Annotated in this window: 11 protein-coding genes; 10 read left to right on the top strand and 1 reads right to left on the bottom strand. The window is 60.1% G+C overall.

The genetic code is table 11. The annotated features are described in order from the left end of the window. Positions 1–10 precede the first annotated feature (10 nt). Genes brxC through brxL form a run of 9 tightly spaced genes read left to right on the top strand, consistent with a single transcriptional unit; the run spans position 11 to position 14,522 of the window. Positions 11–3,556, top strand: a complete 3,546-nt coding sequence (brxC, locus tag LG380_RS05370) for a BREX system P-loop protein BrxC (RefSeq protein WP_225763940.1) — start codon at positions 11–13, stop codon at positions 3,554–3,556. Positions 3,557–3,575: 19 nt separating this feature from the next. After that, entirely contained in the window at positions 3,576–4,436 is an 861-nt protein-coding gene (gene dinD, locus LG380_RS05375) for a DNA damage-inducible protein D (RefSeq protein ID WP_225763941.1), read from the top strand. Then, positions 4,436–6,247, top strand: a complete 1,812-nt coding sequence (gene pglX, locus LG380_RS05380; RefSeq protein ID WP_225763942.1) for a BREX-1 system adenine-specific DNA-methyltransferase PglX — start codon at positions 4,436–4,438, stop codon at positions 6,245–6,247. Before dinD ends, pglX (LG380_RS05380) begins: the two co-directional genes overlap by 1 nt. Then, positions 6,244–7,389, top strand: coding sequence for an AAA family ATPase (locus LG380_RS05385; RefSeq protein WP_225763943.1), 1,146 nt, complete (start codon positions 6,244–6,246; stop codon positions 7,387–7,389). The genes pglX (LG380_RS05380) and LG380_RS05385 overlap by 4 nt, the downstream gene beginning before the upstream one ends. Further along, entirely contained in the window at positions 7,386–7,940 is a 555-nt protein-coding gene (locus tag LG380_RS05390; RefSeq protein WP_225763944.1) for a hypothetical protein, read from the top strand. The genes LG380_RS05385 and LG380_RS05390 overlap by 4 nt, the downstream gene beginning before the upstream one ends. Further along, positions 7,933–8,157, top strand: a complete 225-nt coding sequence (locus LG380_RS05395) for a hypothetical protein (protein WP_225763945.1) — start codon at positions 7,933–7,935, stop codon at positions 8,155–8,157. The genes LG380_RS05390 and LG380_RS05395 overlap by 8 nt, the downstream gene beginning before the upstream one ends. Continuing rightward, a complete protein-coding gene (pglX, locus tag LG380_RS05400) occupies positions 8,154–9,923 on the top strand; it encodes a BREX-1 system adenine-specific DNA-methyltransferase PglX (RefSeq protein WP_225763946.1) in 1,770 nt (589 codons plus the stop codon). The genes LG380_RS05395 and pglX (LG380_RS05400) overlap by 4 nt, the downstream gene beginning before the upstream one ends. A gap of 1 nt (position 9,924) precedes the next feature. Next, positions 9,925–12,432, top strand: coding sequence for a BREX-1 system phosphatase PglZ type A (gene pglZ, locus LG380_RS05405; RefSeq protein ID WP_225763947.1), 2,508 nt, complete (start codon positions 9,925–9,927; stop codon positions 12,430–12,432). An 11-nt stretch (positions 12,433–12,443) separates the two neighbouring features. Then, a complete protein-coding gene (brxL, locus tag LG380_RS05410; protein ID WP_225763948.1) occupies positions 12,444–14,522 on the top strand; it encodes a BREX system Lon protease-like protein BrxL in 2,079 nt (692 codons plus the stop codon). 203 nt (positions 14,523–14,725) lie between these two features. On the opposite strand, the gene hisS is transcribed toward brxL, so the two are convergent. Continuing rightward, complete coding sequence (hisS, locus tag LG380_RS05415; RefSeq protein ID WP_225763949.1) at positions 14,726–16,126, bottom strand: histidine--tRNA ligase; 1,401 nt, start codon at positions 16,124–16,126, stop codon at positions 14,726–14,728. Between the two features lie 110 nt (positions 16,127–16,236). Between hisS and LG380_RS05420 the strand changes: the two genes are divergently transcribed. Further along, the gene (locus LG380_RS05420) at positions 16,237–16,995 is read left to right on the top strand and encodes a helix-turn-helix domain-containing protein (RefSeq protein ID WP_225763950.1); all 759 of its coding nucleotides are present in this window, start codon (positions 16,237–16,239) and stop codon (positions 16,993–16,995) included. The last annotated feature ends 161 nt before the right edge of the window (positions 16,996–17,156 follow it).

A 17,156-nucleotide genomic window follows, 5' to 3' on the forward strand; every position in this document is an offset into this window, starting at 1 on the left:
GAAACACCCGATGGAACTCAAAGGCATTTTCAAGCGCCCGGTCAGCCGCCCGATCGAAGGCGTCATCAAGGCAGACGATGAGGCCAGCCTGTACACCGAGCTCAGCGAGTACGTGCTGACCGACGAAGTCGCCAAGCGCCTCGAACACTTTCTCGATGCCTACACTGACTATCAGGTTGCCAACGGCGTGTGGGTATCTGGCTTCTTCGGCTCGGGCAAGTCGCATCTGCTGAAAATGCTGGCCTTGCTGCTGGAAAACCGTGAGGTCGGCGGCAGCACTGCACTGGATCTGTTTCTGCCCAAGATCCCTCAGGACGATGAACTGCTGCGCGCCAAGCTGAAGCAGGCCGTCGCCATTCCATCCAAAAGCATTCTGTTCAACATCGACCAGAAGGCCGACATCATCAGCAAGACCCAAGTCGATGCGCTGCTGTCGGTGTTCGTCAAGGTGTTCAACGAAACCTGCGGCTACTACGGCAAGCAGGGCTACATCGCGCAGTTCGAGCGCGACCTGGACGGGCGTAGCCAGTTCCAAGCGTTCAAGGCGGCCTACCAGGACCTGGCCAACAAGCCGTGGGAACGCGGCCGGGAACAGGCGTTGCTTGAATCCGGCAACATCACCAAAGCCTACGCTGAGGTCACCGGCGAAGACGCCGCGCATGCCAAGGGCATCCTGGACAAGTACCGCAGCCAGTACAGCGTGTCCATTGAGGATTTCGGCAATCAGGTCAAGGCCTGGCTCGACCAGCAACCGGCCGACTTCCGCCTGAACTTCTTCGTTGACGAAGTCGGGCAGTACATCGCCGACAACACCAAGCTCATGACCAACCTGCAGACGGTGGCCGAAAGCCTGGCCACCAAATGCCAAGGCCGCGCCTGGATCATCGTCACCGCCCAGGAGGACATGACCGACGTGCTGGGCGACATGAGCAAGCAGCAAAGCAACGACTTTTCCAGAATCCAGGCCCGCTTTGCCAACCGGCTCAAACTCACCAGTGCCGATGTGGCCGAGGTGATCCAGAAGCGCTTGCTGGCCAAAAACGATGACGGTCGCCAACTGCTGCAGGGCGTGTATGCGCAGCAGGCCAACAACTTCAAGACTCTGTTCGAGTTTGCCGATGGCGGCCAGCGCTATCAGAACTTCCGCGATGAAGAGCACTTCATCTACGCCTATCCCTTCGTTCCCTACCAATTCCCGCTGTTCCAGGCCGCCATTCGCGGGCTGTCGCTGCACAACGGCTTCGAAGGTAAGGCCAACTCAGTCGGCGAGCGCTCCATGCTTGGCGTCTTTCGCGATGTCGCCATGGCGATCGAGAACGAATCGGTCGGTCAGTTGGCCACTTTCGACCGCATGTTCGGGGGTATCCGCAGTGCACTGAAAGGCGGCATCCAGAGCGCCATCAACGTAGCCGAACGCAACCTCAACGACGCATACGCCGTGCGCGTCCTCAAGGCGCTGTTCCTGGTCAAGTACGTCAAGGAGTTCAAGGCCACACCGCGCAACCTGAGCGTGCTGATGCTGGAACGCTTTGGCGAGGACATTCCCGCCCAACACAAGAAGCTCGAAGCGGCGCTCAATCTGCTGGAGCAGCAGACCTACATTCAGCGCAATGGTGATGTCTATGAATACCTGACCGACGAAGAAAAAGACGTCGAACAGGAAATCAAGAACACCGACATCGAGAACGCCGACCTGGCCAAGGAGCTGGAGAAGCTGCTGTTCGATGGCGTCATCAAGCAGCGCAAGATCCGCCACAGCCACGGGCAGGACTATCCTTATACCCGCAAGCTCGACGATCGTGTGCTCAGCCGCGAGCATGAACTTGCCATCCATGTCATCTCGCCGCTGACCGACGGCTTTGACGATTCCGAAGGATTCCTCACGCAGCAACGCATGCAAAGCATGGGGCGCGATGAGTTGCGGGTGGTCCTGCCGGCCGATGCGCGCTTCATGCAAGACCTGGCCATGCACAAGCGCACCGAGAAATACATCCGCCAGAACAGCAATACCCAGCAAGAAACCGTCAAACGCATTCTCGACGCCAAGGGCTCCCAGAACACCGAGCGCCTGAACGATCTGCAGGTTCGCGCGCGTGTGCTGCTGGGCAAAGCCAGGCTCATCATCAACGCGTCAGACGTGGACGTTGGCGGCGAAGATGGCCAGATCCGCGTGCTCAAGGGCTTCGAGCAACTGGTGCAGACCGCATACCCCAACCTGCGCATGTTGCGCGACGACGTGGTATTTGCTGAAGCCGACATCGGCAAACACCTGCGCACAGCCAAGGACGGCTTGCTGGCCAACGATGCTGCCAGTCTGACCGAGCCGGAGCAGGAGCTGCTGGCCTTCATCCAGAGCAATGCCCGTGGCGGCGTGCGCACTACGGTCAAGAGCTTGCTTGAGCGCTTCGAGCGCAAGAATTACGGCTGGTATCACGCCGCCATCCTGTGCAACCTGGCCCTGTTGTGCGCCCGCGGCAAGGTCGAGGTCCGGCAGGACAGCAATCCGCTTGACGGCGATGCGCTGGAGCGCCGCTTGCTTAATACCCATGCCCATCCTTCGCTGGTGCTCGAGCCGCAGGTCGAGTTCAGTGCCTCGCAGCTGCGCACGCTCAAGGAGTTCTACGCTGAGTTCTTCGATCAGCCCGCCGCCGGCAACGAAGCCCGGGCACTGGCCCGTGAAACCGTCGATGCACTGAAAACGCTGGAAACCGAATTGAGCGCGCTGCACGGGCAAAAAGCGCAATACCCCTTCCTGAGCGCATTGGCGCCGGTGCTGACCACCTTGAAGGACATGGCCAGCAAAAACCCGAACTGGTTCCTTACGGATCTGGCCCGGGCCGAAGATGCACTGCTGGACACCAAGGAGAACATCATCGACCCGCTGCGGCGCTTCATGCGCAGCCCGCAGAAATCCATCTACGACCAGGCACGCCAGCTGGTTGCCGAGCAGGAAGACAACTTCGCCTACGTTGGCGCAACCGAAGTCGATGCGGTGCGCGGTTTGCTGGATGATAAAAGTCCCTGGCAAGGCAACCGCCTGCAGCAGCTCAAGCCGCAGTTGGACGCCCTGCAGCACGCCATTGACCAGCAGCTCGCGCAGGAGAAGACGCAAGCCAGCGAGCGCCTCTTGGAGCTGGAACAGCGCCTGCAAGACGCGGCGGAATTCGGCCAGCTGAACCCGACTGACCGCACGCGGCTCATCCAGCCCTTCGGTGACGCTCGGCAAAGCATCCAGGTCCACAAGCGCATCGCCATGATCCGCGATCAACTGCGCCGGTTTGAAGACGAGGACTACCCCCGGCTGCTGCTGCAACTGGAACAATTGGCCCGGCCAGCACCGTCCGGTGCTGCGCCAGAACCCGCATCACCCGGCCCAGACGGCGAGGCTCCCCCGCCCGTACAAGCACCCGAACCCAAGCTGGTGGCGGCACGCACCATCAAGGTCAGCTATGCCAAGCCGTGGCTGGCTTCGGAGGCCGAGCTGGACGACTACCTGCGAAAGCAGCGCGAAGCCTGGCTGAAGGAAATCCAGGCCGGCAATCGGGTACAGATCTGAGACAAAGGGAGACAGCGACATGGCCAACGAAGTCATCCAGCGCATGCAGAACCATCTGGATGCATTGGTGCAGGGGATGCCCGGTGAGAACATCGAGTTCTGGTACGCCCGCGACCTGCAGCAACCCCTGGACTATGCCCGCTGGGAGAACTTCATGACCGCCATCCGGCGGGCCATGGAGGCTTGTGAATCAACGGGTTACAGCGTGGACGACCATTTTCGTGGCGTCACGAAAATGGTCCCTCTTGGCAGCGGTGCCGAGCGCCCGGTCGACGACTTCATGCTCACCCGCTACGCCTGCTACCTGGTAGCCATGAACGGCGACCCCCGCAAGGAAGCCATTGCGTTCGCCCAGAGCTACTTCGCCACCCAGACCCGCAAGCAGGAGCTGATCGAGGAGCGCATGCGTCTGCAGGCTCGCCTGGATGCCCGCGACCGCCTGCGCGAATCGGAAAAAGCCCTATCCCAGAACATCTACGAACGGGGCGTGGACGATGCCGGCTTCGGTCGCATTCGCTCCAAGGGCGATACCGCCCTGTTCGGCGGCAACAGCACCCAGAAGATGAAAGACCGCCTGGGAGTTGCCCCGGCCCGGCCGCTGGCGGACTTCCTGCCAACCCTCACCATCGCGGCCAAGAACCTGGCCACGGAGATGACCAACCACAACGTGCAACAGGCGAATCTGCAAGGCGAAACCCGCATCACCGACGAACACGTGCAGAACAACCTCAGCGTGCGCGGCATGCTTGGCCAGCGCGGCATCCAACCGGAGCACCTGCCGGCAGAAGAGGACATCAAGAAGCTGGAGCGACGGGTGAAGGCCGACGAAAAGAAACTCGAAAAACGCTCGAGCAAGCTGCCCGGCAAGAAGGCCGATTGATGGACACCAGCAAACTCAAGAAATTCGCCCAGTTCGCCCGCCGCACCTTGCGCGAGCAGGTCAGTGCCAAGCTGGCCCTGGTGCTGTCGCCCAATAGCGCAGCCCGGCGCGAAAACCCGCAAGCCGTGAAGAAGCTGGAAGAAGCCATTGTGCAAAGCGATGGCCAGGATCCGGTCATCGAGCGCGTGGCCTACACCTGGTTCAACCGCTTCTGCGCCCTGCGTTTCATGGATGTGAACCGCTACACGCGCATTGGCGTGGTGTCGCCCGCTGAAGGCCAGTTTCAGCCGGAGATCCTGCTCGAAGCCAAGATGGGCCACTTCGACGAAGACATGGTGCCACCCAAGGTACAGCAGAAAATCGCCGATCTGCTGGCGGGCCGCACGCCCAGCCATGACGGCCAGGGCGAGGCTTACCGCCTGCTGGTGGTCGCCGCCTGTAATGCCTGGCATCAGGCCATGCCCTTCCTGTTCCAGCGCATCGACGATTACACCGAGCTGTTGATGCCCGACGACCTGCTCTCGGGTAACGCCATCCTGGCCTACACCCGCGAGGCCATGACGCCGGATGCCTGCAAAAGCGTGGAAGTCATCGGCTGGCTGTACCAGTTCTACATTTCGGAGAAGAAGGACGCCGTCTTCGAAGGGCTGAAGAAGAACCAGAAGATCACCCCGGACAACATCCCGGCGGCCACCCAGCTCTTCACCCCGCACTGGATCGTGCGCTATCTGGTGGATAACTCACTAGGCCGCCTGTGGCTGCTCAACCGCCCGGCATCAAAGCTGGCTGAGCAAATGGTGTACTACATTCCACCGGAAAAGCCCGAGACCGATTTCCTCCGCATCAACGGCCCGCAGGACATCAAGGTCTGCGACCCGGCCTGCGGCTCGGGCCACATGCTCACCTACGCCTTCGACCTGCTCTACGCCATGTACGAAGAGGACGGCGTCGACCCGGCGCAGATCCCGGAGCTGATCCTTACCCACAACCTGTTCGGCATCGAGCTGGACGAACGCGCGGGCGAACTGGCCGCTTTTGCGCTCAGCATGAAGGCACGCGCCCGCCAGCGGCGCTTTTTCAACAAGCGCATCAAGCCCAATATCTGCGTGCTGGAAAAGGTCAAGTTCGAGCGTGACGAGCTGGACGAGTACATGGGCCACACCGGCCGCGACCTGTTCACCCACGAGCTGCGCGAAACCCTGCAACAGTTCGGCGAGGCCGATAACTTCGGCTCGCTGATCCGGCCCCGGTTGGCCAGCGCGGCCGATGCACTGGCGACGCTGCAAGCTCAGGACATGGGCGGCAACCTGTTCCTGGCGGAAACCCACCGCAAGGTGCTGACCGTACTGCGTATGGCCGAGTACCTGAGCCCGCGCTATCACGTGGTCGTCGCCAACCCGCCGTACATGGGCAGCAAGGGCATGAATGGGCGGTTGAGCGCGTGGGCCAAGGAGAACTACCCCAACAGCAAGTCTGACCTGTTTGCGATGTTCATCGAGCGCAACCTGGACATGGCATTGCCGGGGGGCGCAGTGGCGATGATCACCATGCAAAGCTGGATGTTCCTGTCATCGTTCGAAGCTTTGCGCGGCCGCATCCTCAACCAGAACACCATTCTTTCCATGGCACACCTGGGCGCGCGGGCCTTCGACAGTATCGGTGGCGAAGTCGTTTCCACCACGGCGTTCGTGCTGGAGAACGCACACAAGCCGGACTATCGGGGCGCGTATCTGCGACTGGTGGATGGCAATTCGGAAGCGGAGAAGATGGAAATGCTGACCAAGGCGATTGAACAAGGAAGGACGAAATGATCAGCAAGCTGCACCTCAAAAATTTCATCGCCTTCACCGACCTGAGCATTGACTTCTCGCCAGGCATCAACATCGTCATCGGCGAGAACGGTACTGGCAAAACCCAACTGCTCAAGGCCATTCTGGCGCTAAGTGGGCCGGAGGCCCGTGGGGAACATGCTGATGAGCAGCTCGCCCGCAAGCTGTGCCGGCTCTATCACCCGCTGAGTGATCAAGTTGGCGAACTGCGCCGCGCTGGCGAACGCGGCGAGGCCATGCTGAGCGTCACCTTTGCATCCGGTCATGAAATCACCGCCCAGTTCAGCGGCGCCGCCACGGTGGTCAAAGTCAGCACCAACGCACAAGGTGAGGCTTCTCCCGCCATCTTCATTCCGACCAAAGAGGTGTTGTCACTGGTGCGCGGCCTCACGGCCGAACAGCCCCATCTGCCCACCATCGAACGCATCTTTGACGACGGCTATCTGGATCTGGCCAACCAGTTGGCCAAAGAAGGCACATCCGACCTGGACGCTAAAGTTCAACTCGATCCACGCTTTGCCAGCATCGTGCCTCGTCTGACCAATCTGATTGACGGGCAATACCGGCTGGAAAACGGCCGCTTCGTCTTCGAGGCTGGCCGCTACGTGGAGAAGGACGCCGCCACGCGCAGCAAAGCCCAGCACGCGCAGATGTACCAGGACAGCACCGAATGGAGATTCATGCCCAGCAGCAAGCAGCACCTGTCCAGCGGCATGACGGCCGAGGGCTTCCGAAAAATTGGCGTGCTTCAGCGCCTCCTCAGCAATGGCAGTCTTAACCCCGGCATCACTGGTCCACTGCTGTGGGATGAGCCCGAATCCAACCTCAACCCCAAGCTGATGAAGGATCTGGTGCAGGTGCTACTGGAACTGGCTCGCAACGGCCAGCAGATCATCCTTGCTACTCATGACTATGTACTGCTCAAGTGGTTTGACCTGTTGATGGACAAGGGCAAAGGGGATCAAGTGCGATTCTTCAGCCTTTATCGCGACTCCTCCACAAGAGACGTAAAAGCATCAACGACTGACGATTATCTTCACATTACTCCCAACCCCATTGATGACACTTTCGGCTATCTCATCAATCAGGAGATCGAGAATGACATGGGGGATCTTGGGAAATGAAGGTCGTTGTTGCCGATGGATTTGAGTTTCGCTTCTCTGATGCGATAGATGCCTATGTATTCGACGAGAAGGATAGCAGTAAGCCTACATTCCACGGTGCACCGATGAAGGGTGTCGATATCGTCGCAGAATTCGATGAGGCATACGTTTACGTCGAAATAAAGGACTATGACGATCCGTCTGCGTATGACGTGGCGAAGGCCGCGAATGATGATGAGCGCCAGGGACGCCAGGACAGTTTTAAGTGGCTTAAAGGCTACCTGAAATACAAATTCAGGGATTCGCATCTTTATCGTTATGCCGAAGGGAAAGTCGATAAGCCTGTCCATTACATCTGCGTCCTGACATTCGACAATGCCCTAAATAGCAGGATGCTCAATGAGCTAAAGCGCGAGCTCCCCGTCGGGAAAAAACCTAGGCGCTGGACTCAAGCGCTGGCGAAAAGTTGTCAAGTGGTGAATCTGGAAAAGTGGAACGAAGTATTCCCAAAGTGGCCTGCGAGTCGCGTCATGCCAGCCGCACCTATACCAGAGGAGGCTGGATATGCTTGATTACATCAGTGGTTTGTTCAGGGGGAGTTGGACGCGCGATGCGCTGAGCATCAAGGGCGGCGTCACCGACCATTGTGTGATCGGCGAGATCGACGTGAAGGCGCTGCGCCAGTTCCAGAGTGGCTACCGCTCGCGGGACAAGCCATTCAAGCCGGTGCCGGATGGATTCGAAATTGATGTTGGCCGCAAAGTGTTGCCGGCGGGAGAAGCAGAATGAGCAGAAATCAGAACAGCAGCCGTGAGCAGGGGGTGGAGAAGTATTTCTATCGAGCTTCAGCTGTTGATTTTAAGAAAATTCCGTCCAATCCAATTGCTTATTGGGCAAGAGAAGGAATCCTTGAGTCATTTGATAAAGACAAACTGATTGAAGATGTCGCTCAAGTAAAGATTGGAATGGGCACCGGGCGAAATGCGATATTTGTTAGAAACTGGTGGGAGGTAGGTCAAAATTTGATCGACTTCTCTTTGACTGATGTCACGCAATTGGAAGGCAGCAAGGCGCGATATTTTCCTTACAACAAAGGGGGGGACTTTAGGCTTTGGTATGGAAATCAGCAACACGTGCTCTGGTTTGATTCTGCTGGTCGCAACTACATGGATACCATGTCCGGGCACAGAGAGAATGGCGGATGGAGTCATTACTTTAGACAAGGATTGACGTGGTCATTCATCAGTTCATCTAAATTTGGAATTCGCTTCCTTCCAACGGGTTTTGCTTTTGATGTTGCAGGCTCCACACTTTTTCTTGATGCAAGAGATATTAAATATGTCCTTGGTTTCCTGTCTTCAGTGGTTTGCTTTGAAGTGCTCGCACTTCTTAATCCAACGCTAAATTATCAAGCTGGAAATTTAAAAAGCCTACCTATCAAGGTGGAAAATGAATCACGCGGGAAGGTTGAGAAAAATGTTGACAGCAATATTTCGTGCTCTCGCAGTGATTGGAACGCCTACGAAACCTCCTGGGACTTCACCGCCTTCCAACTACTGCATCCCGACTACCGCCAGTCGACTCTACAAGCCAGCTATCAATCCTTACGCACTCACTGGCGCGAGATGACGCTGGAAATGCAGCGTCTGGAAGAAGATAACAACCGCATCTTCATCGACGCCTACGGCCTGGAGGATGAACTGACGCCCGAGGTGCCGTTGGCGGAGATCACGCTCACCTGCAACCCACACTACCGCTATGGCGGTGACAAGAGCGAAGACGAACTGGAAGCCCTGTTGCTGGCCGACACCATGCGCGAGCTGGTGAGCTATGCCGTGGGCTGCATGTTCGGCCGCTACAGCTTGGACAAGCCGGGGCTGATCCTGGCCAACCAGGGCGACACGCTGGCTGATTACCTGGCCCAGGCGCCGCAGCCACGCTTTCCCGCCGATGACGACAACGTGATCCCCATGCTGGATGGCGACTGGTTCCCGGATGACGTCACGCTGCGGGTGCGCCAGTTCCTGCGCGTGGCGTTTGGCGACGCGCATTACGAGGACAACCTGGCGTTCATCGAGCAGGCGCTCAACATCAAGGGCAAGCGCAACTACGGCCTGCGCGATTACCTGCTGGGCGAGTTCTATGCCGAGCATGTGAAGCGCTACAAGAAGCGCCCAATTTACTGGCTGTTCTCCAGCCCCAAGGGCAGCTTCAATGCGCTGATCTACATGCACCGCTACCGCCCGGACACGGTGAGCGTGGTGCTGCGCTACCTGCGCGACTACCGCGAAAAGCTTGTCACCGAGAAAGAACGCCAAGCCGCCATCAGCATCAACCCGGCCATTAGCCAGGGCGACAAGACCCGTGCCTTGAAGGAAACCGATCGTCTGGCCAAGGTGCTGGCCGAACTGGAAGGCTACGAGCGCGATGTCCTCTACCCGCTGGCCACCCAGCAGGTACCGATCGACCTGGATGACGGGGTGAAGGTGAACTACCTCAAGTTCGAGGGTGCGCTGAAGAAGATTCCGGGCCTGGCCGCCAAGGACGAGGACTGACATGAGCAACAGCCGAATCCACGAGGCGTTGGCCAACCTGTTCGACAAGCAGCGCATCGTGTTCTGGTATGACACGCGCCGGGAATTCCGTAGCGCGTTCGAAACGCTGACGCTGCCCGAGGTGGAAAAGATCGAACTGGCCAACAACGAGTTCGGCGTGAAATACCGCGTGCTGCGTGAGCAGGCGCAGCAGAAGTTCCTGCTGTACCGGGAGGGGCCCGAGCCGGCCCATCTGGATAATTGGCTGCTGGACGTGCAGTTGGCCAGCGGGCGGATCTTCCAGACCGATCAGGTGGCCCTGTGGCTGGCGGAATTGGGCCTGGGGCCCAACGACTACACGCTGGTGGAAACGCACCAGGTCTTCTTTGAGTCTGCCAAGCGCCGCGACGCCCTGATGAAACTGCTGCAACCGGGCGATTCGCAAACACAGTTGCAGCGCAAGATGCTGGCCGTGTGCACGGGCGGCGAGCCTCGCCTGGATGCCATTCTGGAAACCTTGCTGGCCGAGCTGGCCCAGGGGCGTGATACCTGCATCAAGCTGATCGAACGCAGTCAATTGAATGACTATCTGTGGCAGCAGATCAAGCGTGCCTATGGTTATGACTCGCCGCAGCCGGGCCTGCAGGACTTTGTGATCGAGCTGTTCAAGAACAGCTTCCTGACCGGCATCGACCCTTCCTGCGTCAGCACCTTGTCCTCCGAGTCGCTGGTGTTCCTGCGCCGCTGGAAAGACAGCCGCTCGCACAAGGCCAGTTTTGAGGCGCTCTCCGGGCAGTGTGCGCAGCTCCTGCAAATCGACGAGAAACTGCAGGCGTTGGACTATCGAAAGTTGGCAGAACTGGATTACTTCGAGCTGATCGACCGCAAGGTTCTCAGCGAGTTGGTGCATGCGGTAGTGGCGCGCACCATCACCGCCGCCGAGGTGGAGCAATGGGTGCGCCTGCGCCGGCAGAGCCATTGGTTCGAGAACTTCGAACATGTGTACTTGGCACTGGAACACGCGGCCCAGTTCATGCATCTGCTGGACACCACGTCGCTGGAGATGCGTTCGCTGGATGATGGCGTGCGCAAGTACGCGGCCCACTGGTTCCGGCTGGATCAGCGCTATCGCAAGTTCATCTATCACATGCGCGAATCCGGACAGGCGTCGCTGCTGGGGCAACTGGCAACCAGCGTCGAGAACTTCTACAGCACCAACTATCTGACCCACCTCAACAACCAGTGGCAACAGCATGTGGACGCCGCGCAGCATTGGAAGGTGGAGTCGGTACCGCTGCAGCGTGACTTTGCCAAACGTTATGTCCAGCCTTTTCTGGAGCGCAAGGCCAAGGTATGCGTGCTGATTTCCGATGCTTTCCGTTACGAGGTGGGTGAAGAGCTGCAGAGCCTGATCCGGCAGGAAGACAAGTACGAGGCCAGCCTGGAGCCGATGCTGTCGATGTTGCCCAGCTACACGCAACTGGGCATGGCGGCGCTGTTGCCGAACACGCGCCTCGCACTGGCCGACGGCGACAGCGGTGATGCGCTGGTCGATGGCCAGAGCGCACAGGGTTCGGCTAACCGGCGCAAAATACTGGCCGCTGCAGTACCGGCCTCGACGGTGGTGCTGGCCAAGGACGTGCTGGCCATGGGCAAGGAAGATTCCCGCGCCTTGGTACGCGACCATGATGTGGTTTACGTCTATCACAACCTGATCGACAAGACCGGCGACACCCGGGATACCGAAGAGCGCGTGTTCGCCGCCGCGCAGGAGACGCTGGAAGAGCTGGTCGGGGTGATCAAGAAGCTGTTCAATGCCAATGCCAGCAATCTGCTGCTGACGGCAGACCACGGCTTCATCTATCAACATCACCCATTGCAGGAAAGCGACTTCCTCAGCAGTGAACCAGCGGGCGAGCAGATTCTTTATCGCGACCGGCGTTTCGTGCTGGGTAGGAGCCTGCGCGAAGGGCCGGGCTTCAAGACCTTCCGGCCCGCGCAACTGGGACTGGACGGCTCGTTGGAAGTGCAGATCCCGAAGTCCATCAACCGCCTGCGGCTCAAGGGTTCCGGCAGCCGGTTCGTGCATGGCGGTGCCACCTTGCAGGAGGTAGTGATCCCTCTGCTGCACATCAACAAGAAGCGCCAGAGTGATGTTGGACGCGTGGAGGTGGATTTCATTGGTGATGGGAGCAAGACCATCACCACGGGGCAATTGGCCGTGGTGCTGTACCAGCGTGAAGCCATCACGGAGAAACGCCAGCCTCGGCGTCTGCGTGCTGGCCTGTACACGCTCACGGGTGAGTTGATCTCTGGTCAGCATGAGCTGTTGTTCGATTTCACCTCAGACAATCCGCGCGAGCGCGAATTGCCGTTGCGCCTGCTGCTCAGCCGCAAGGCGGATACAGCGAACAATCAGCAGGTGGAGCTACGACTTGAGGAGCCCGTCGAGGGCACTTCGCATCACACCAAGTACAAGGCGGTGCGCTACTCCATCCGCCGATCCTTCACCAGCGAATTCGATTTCTAGGCAGACCGGTCATGACCCAGCTTGATGACAAGATCAACCAGCATTTTGCCGGTCTGGTGGTGCGCAAGGATTTGGTGAAAGCCGTCAAGGGCAACGCCATCGTGCCCACCTATGTGCTGGAGTACCTGTTGGGACAGTACTGCGCGACCAATGACGAGGCGACCATTCAGACCGGCATTGATACCGTCCGGGAGATCCTGCGCAAGCACTATGTGCACCGTAACGAAGCGGGCCTGGTGCGCTCGACGATCAAGGAAAAGGGCCGGCACAAGGTGATCGACCGCATCAGCGTGTCGCTCAACGACAAAGATGATGTCTATGAGGCCGAGTTCGCCAACCTTGGCATCAAAAAGGTATTGATCGACTCCGGCACAGTGAAATCGCACCAGAAATTGCTGGTGGGTGGCGTCTGGTGCATTGCCGATCTGGAATACGAATACACCGAGGACAAGTCCGCCTCGCCCTGGATACTGGCCTCGCTCAAGCCGATCCAGATCTCCCGTTTCGACCTGAACGGCTACCTGGAAGCCCGCCGGCAGTTCAGCACCGACGAGTGGATTGACCTGCTGATCCAAAGCATCGGCTTCAACCCGCAGATGTTCGGCAAGCGCAACAAGTTGCTGCAACTGATTCGCCTGATTCCGTTCTGCGAACGCAACTACAACCTGATCGAACTGGGGCCCAAAGGCACGGGCAAGTCGCATGTGTACTCGGAGTTTTCGCCGCACGGCATCTTGATCTCCGGTGGCGAGGTCACGGTTCCCAAGCTGTTCGTTCACAACGGTACCGGCAAGCTTGGACTGGTGGGTTACTGGGACGTGGTAGCCTTCGACGAGTTCGCCGGCAAGCAAAAGCGCGTGGACAAGGCGCTGGTGGACATCATGAAGAACTACATGGCGAACAAGTCATTCTCGCGTGGTGTGGAAACACTCGGGGCCGAAGCGAGCATGGTGTTTGTTGGCAACACCGACCACACCGTGCCCTACATGCTCAAACACAGTGATCTGTTCGATCCATTGCCTGAAAAATTCCACGATTCCGCCTTCCTCGATCGCATCCACAGCTACATCCCGGGCTGGGAGGTAGACGTGATTCGTGCAGAGATGTTCTCTGCGGGCTACGGGTTCGTGGTCGACTATCTGGCCGAGATCCTGCGCTCGCTGCGCAGCCACGATTACTCGGACCGCTACAAGGCGTTGTTCACGCTGGGTGACGATATCTCCACGCGAGACCGCGACGGCATCAACAAGACCTTCTCCGGGCTGATGAAGCTCTTGTTCCCTGACGGGCAGGCGAGCGATGCCGAGATCGAAGAAGTCTTGCGCTGCGCCATCGAAGGACGAAAGCGGGTCAAGGACCAATTGCTGCGCATCGATGCGACCTATCCCAAGGTGCGCTTCGCCTATTCGGATGCTGCTGGGCAGGAGCGCCTGGTGCATACGCTGGAGGAAGACGAGTATCCACACCAGTACCACCGCCGTGTGGCAGCCGATGATTCGGCCGAGGCAACAGCCGGTGCGCAAGGCGCTTCAGCAGCTGTCGAGCCTTCTCAAGGCGTACCGGCAGTCGAGCAGCGACCTCGCTCAAAGACCACTGACAACCCCCTGAAAGAGCAACATCTGGTTTTTCAGGAGAACCAGCGTGGTGTGAGCTTTGACAGCTTGTTCGGCCCGTATCTGGCTGGAGCTAAGCGGATCGTCGTGACCGACCCCTACTTGCGCATGTTCCACCAGCTGCGCAACCTGATGGAGTTGATGGAAACCATCAGCAAACTCCATGGCCCCGAGGATGAAGTCGCTGTGCATGTCGTTACCGTCGAAGACGAATTCAACGGGGATCGCCAGACGGAAAATCTGCAGAAAATCGCAGATGCCTGCGCGACCGTCGGCATTCAGTTCAGTTGGACCTACGACTCCACCGGTACCAAGCATGACCGGGACATCACAACCGACCAAGGGTGGAAGATCGTTCTCAGCCGTGGCCTCGACGTATTCCAACGCTTCGAGCTTAATGATGCGTTCAATTTCGCCAACAGATTGCAGCAGCAGCGGCAATGCAAGGAGTTCAATCTGACCTACGTTCGCCTGTAGGGACGGGGGCAGAGCTCTGTCGTGTGGCTGCCGATGACGCGCGTTCACTTCCGAGATGACCTGCTGACCTTGTCCCTGCACTTTGGCTAGGTAAGTCGTTGAAACCTCGGGATTTAGTACTCTCCTCCATAAGGGCGCCCCCGGGGCAAAAAAAACCCCCGCACCAGCGGGGGCTTCCTGCATCAGGCAGCTGCAAACGCGGCTCAGCGCGCCATCGCGCGGGCCTGCTCAAGCTCGACCTGCAGCGTGGTGGCCAGCTCCTCGCGGGCGACCTCGAACTGCTGCTCGCGCACCAGGTCCTTGACCGCGACCACGCCGCGGGAAATCTCGTCCTCGCCGGCCAGCACGACGAAGCGGATGCCGGCCTTGGCCGCGTACTGGAACTGCTTGCCTATCTTCTTCGGCTCCAGCTGCACCTCGGTGTTGATGCCACCGGCGCGCAGGCGGCGGGCGATGTCCAGCGACTGCACCATGCCGGCCTCATCCATCAGCGCCACCATCGCCTGCACGCTGGATTCGGCAATGCCGGCAATCAGCCCGGCCTCGCGCAGCTGCCAGAAGAGCCGGGTCAGGCCAATGGAGATCCCCACGCCCGGCAGCTTGCTCTTGGTGTAGTGGCTGGCCAGGTCCTCGTAACGGCCGCCCGAGCAGATCGAGCCGATCTCCGGGTGGTCTGTCAGCTGCGTCTCGTAGACGGTGCCGGTGTAGTAGTCCAGGCCACGGGCAATGGAGAAGTTCAGGCGGTAGGCGGTCTCCGGCACGCCCAGGCCACGCACCAGCTCGATCACCTCGCGCAGTTCGGCCACGCCGGCACGCAGCATGTCGGTGGCTTCCGGAGCGGCGACCAGCGCGTCCAGCTGGGCCAGCGCATCGGCATGCCCGTTCGAACGCACGGCGATGAACTCCAGGATCTTCGCCACCCGCTCGGCCGGCAGGTTGAAGCCCTCGCCCATGAGCGTGTCGCGCACGTAGTCGGCGCCGCGCTTGTCGATCTTGTCGACCTCGCGCAGCACGGCCAGCTGCAGCTCGCCCTCGGCCACGCCCTGCGACTCGAAGAAGCCACGCAGGAGCTTGCGGTTGTTCAGCTGCACGGCGAAGTCGCCGATGCCAAGCTCGGAGAACACCGCGTTGATCACCGCCAGCACCTCCGCGTCATAGCGGATGGACAGGGTGTCCTTGCCGATGACGTCAATGTCGCACTGGTAGAACTCGCGGAAACGGCCGCGCTGGGCACGCTCGCCGCGGTAGACGCGCTGCATCTGGTAGCGGCGGAACGGGAAGCTGAGTTCGTGCTCGTGCTCGGCCACGTAGCGCGCCAGCGGCACGGTCAGGTCGAAGCGCAGGGCCAGCTCGGGCAGCGACTTGTCGCCGGATTCGGCGGCGTTGGCCAGCGCGCCGGTGGACTGCACGAAATACACCTGGCGCTCGGTCTCGCCGCCGCTCTTGGTCAGCAGCACGTCGGAAAGCTCGAACACCGGGGTTTCCACCGGCAGGAACCCGAACCGCTCGTAGTTGCGGCGGATGACGTCCAGCATGCGCTGGAACGCGATCTGCTCGCGCGGCAGCAACTCCATGATGCCGGCGGGCGTACGGGGCTTGATCACGGGTGAAACTCCTGCAAAACGGGGGAAGGACAGGGACGCAATTCTAGCCGCACCGGCGCTGCCCCAGCTCCATGAAGTATCATTGGCGCCTTCCCCGCCCCGCTGATGCCATGACCCGGCCCTTTCCCGGCACCGCGACATCGCCTGCAGATTCCAGCTCCACGGAAGGCCCGGCGCTGCGCGAATGCCTGCATTGCCGTGTCCGGCACCTGTCGGTGTGCTCGGCGCTGTCCTGCGACGAGGTGCTGGCGCTTGAGAAGGTCACCGTCTCGGTGCCGGTCGCCATGGGCACCACCCTGGCCCACGCCGGCGATGAACGGACCCACGTCTACACCGTGACCGAAGGTGCGCTGCGCATCGTGCGCACGCTGGCCGACGGCCGCCGCCAGGTCAGCGGCTTTTTACTGCCGGGCGACTATCTGGGCCTGTCGGGCAGCGACCACCACCGCCACGACATCGAGGCCATCGCCGACAGCCGCGTCTGCCGCGTGGCCCTGTCGCACATGCGCGAGCTGCGCCTGCGCTACCCGCACCTGGAGCGCAAGCTGCTGCAGCGCGCCTGCCAGGAGCTGGATTCGGCCCAGGATGCCGCGCTGGCGCTGGCCCGCCTGCAGCCGACCGAGAAGCTGGCCGACTTCCTGCTGCGCCTGTCCGCACGCGAAGCCCTGCACGGCCATCCGGGCACCCGCGTGCCGCTGCCGATGGGCCGTGGCGACATCGCCGACCACCTGGGCCTGACCATGGAAACGGTGAGCCGCACCTTCACCAAGCTGCGCCAGGCCGGGCTGATCGCCCTGCCCCACCTGAACGTGGTGGAGCTGCTGGACGTGCCTGCGCTGCAGAAGCTGGCCGGCAGCGAGCAGTACTGAGTCCTGCCGGCCGCCCCGCACCGGCGCCCACAAGATCCCCGAAATCCTTGTGCCTTCGTTCCCACCTCGGGCGGCCGGGCCCTGCCGGTCTTTCCTCCCTGCCCGACCGGCTGGTGAAATTTTCACCATACCGTAGCGGATGCCCGGCACCGCTGGGCGGC

This window comes from Stenotrophomonas sp. Marseille-Q4652, from assembly GCF_916618915.1.
In the GTDB taxonomy this organism is placed as follows: Bacteria; Pseudomonadota; Gammaproteobacteria; order Xanthomonadales; family Xanthomonadaceae; genus Stenotrophomonas.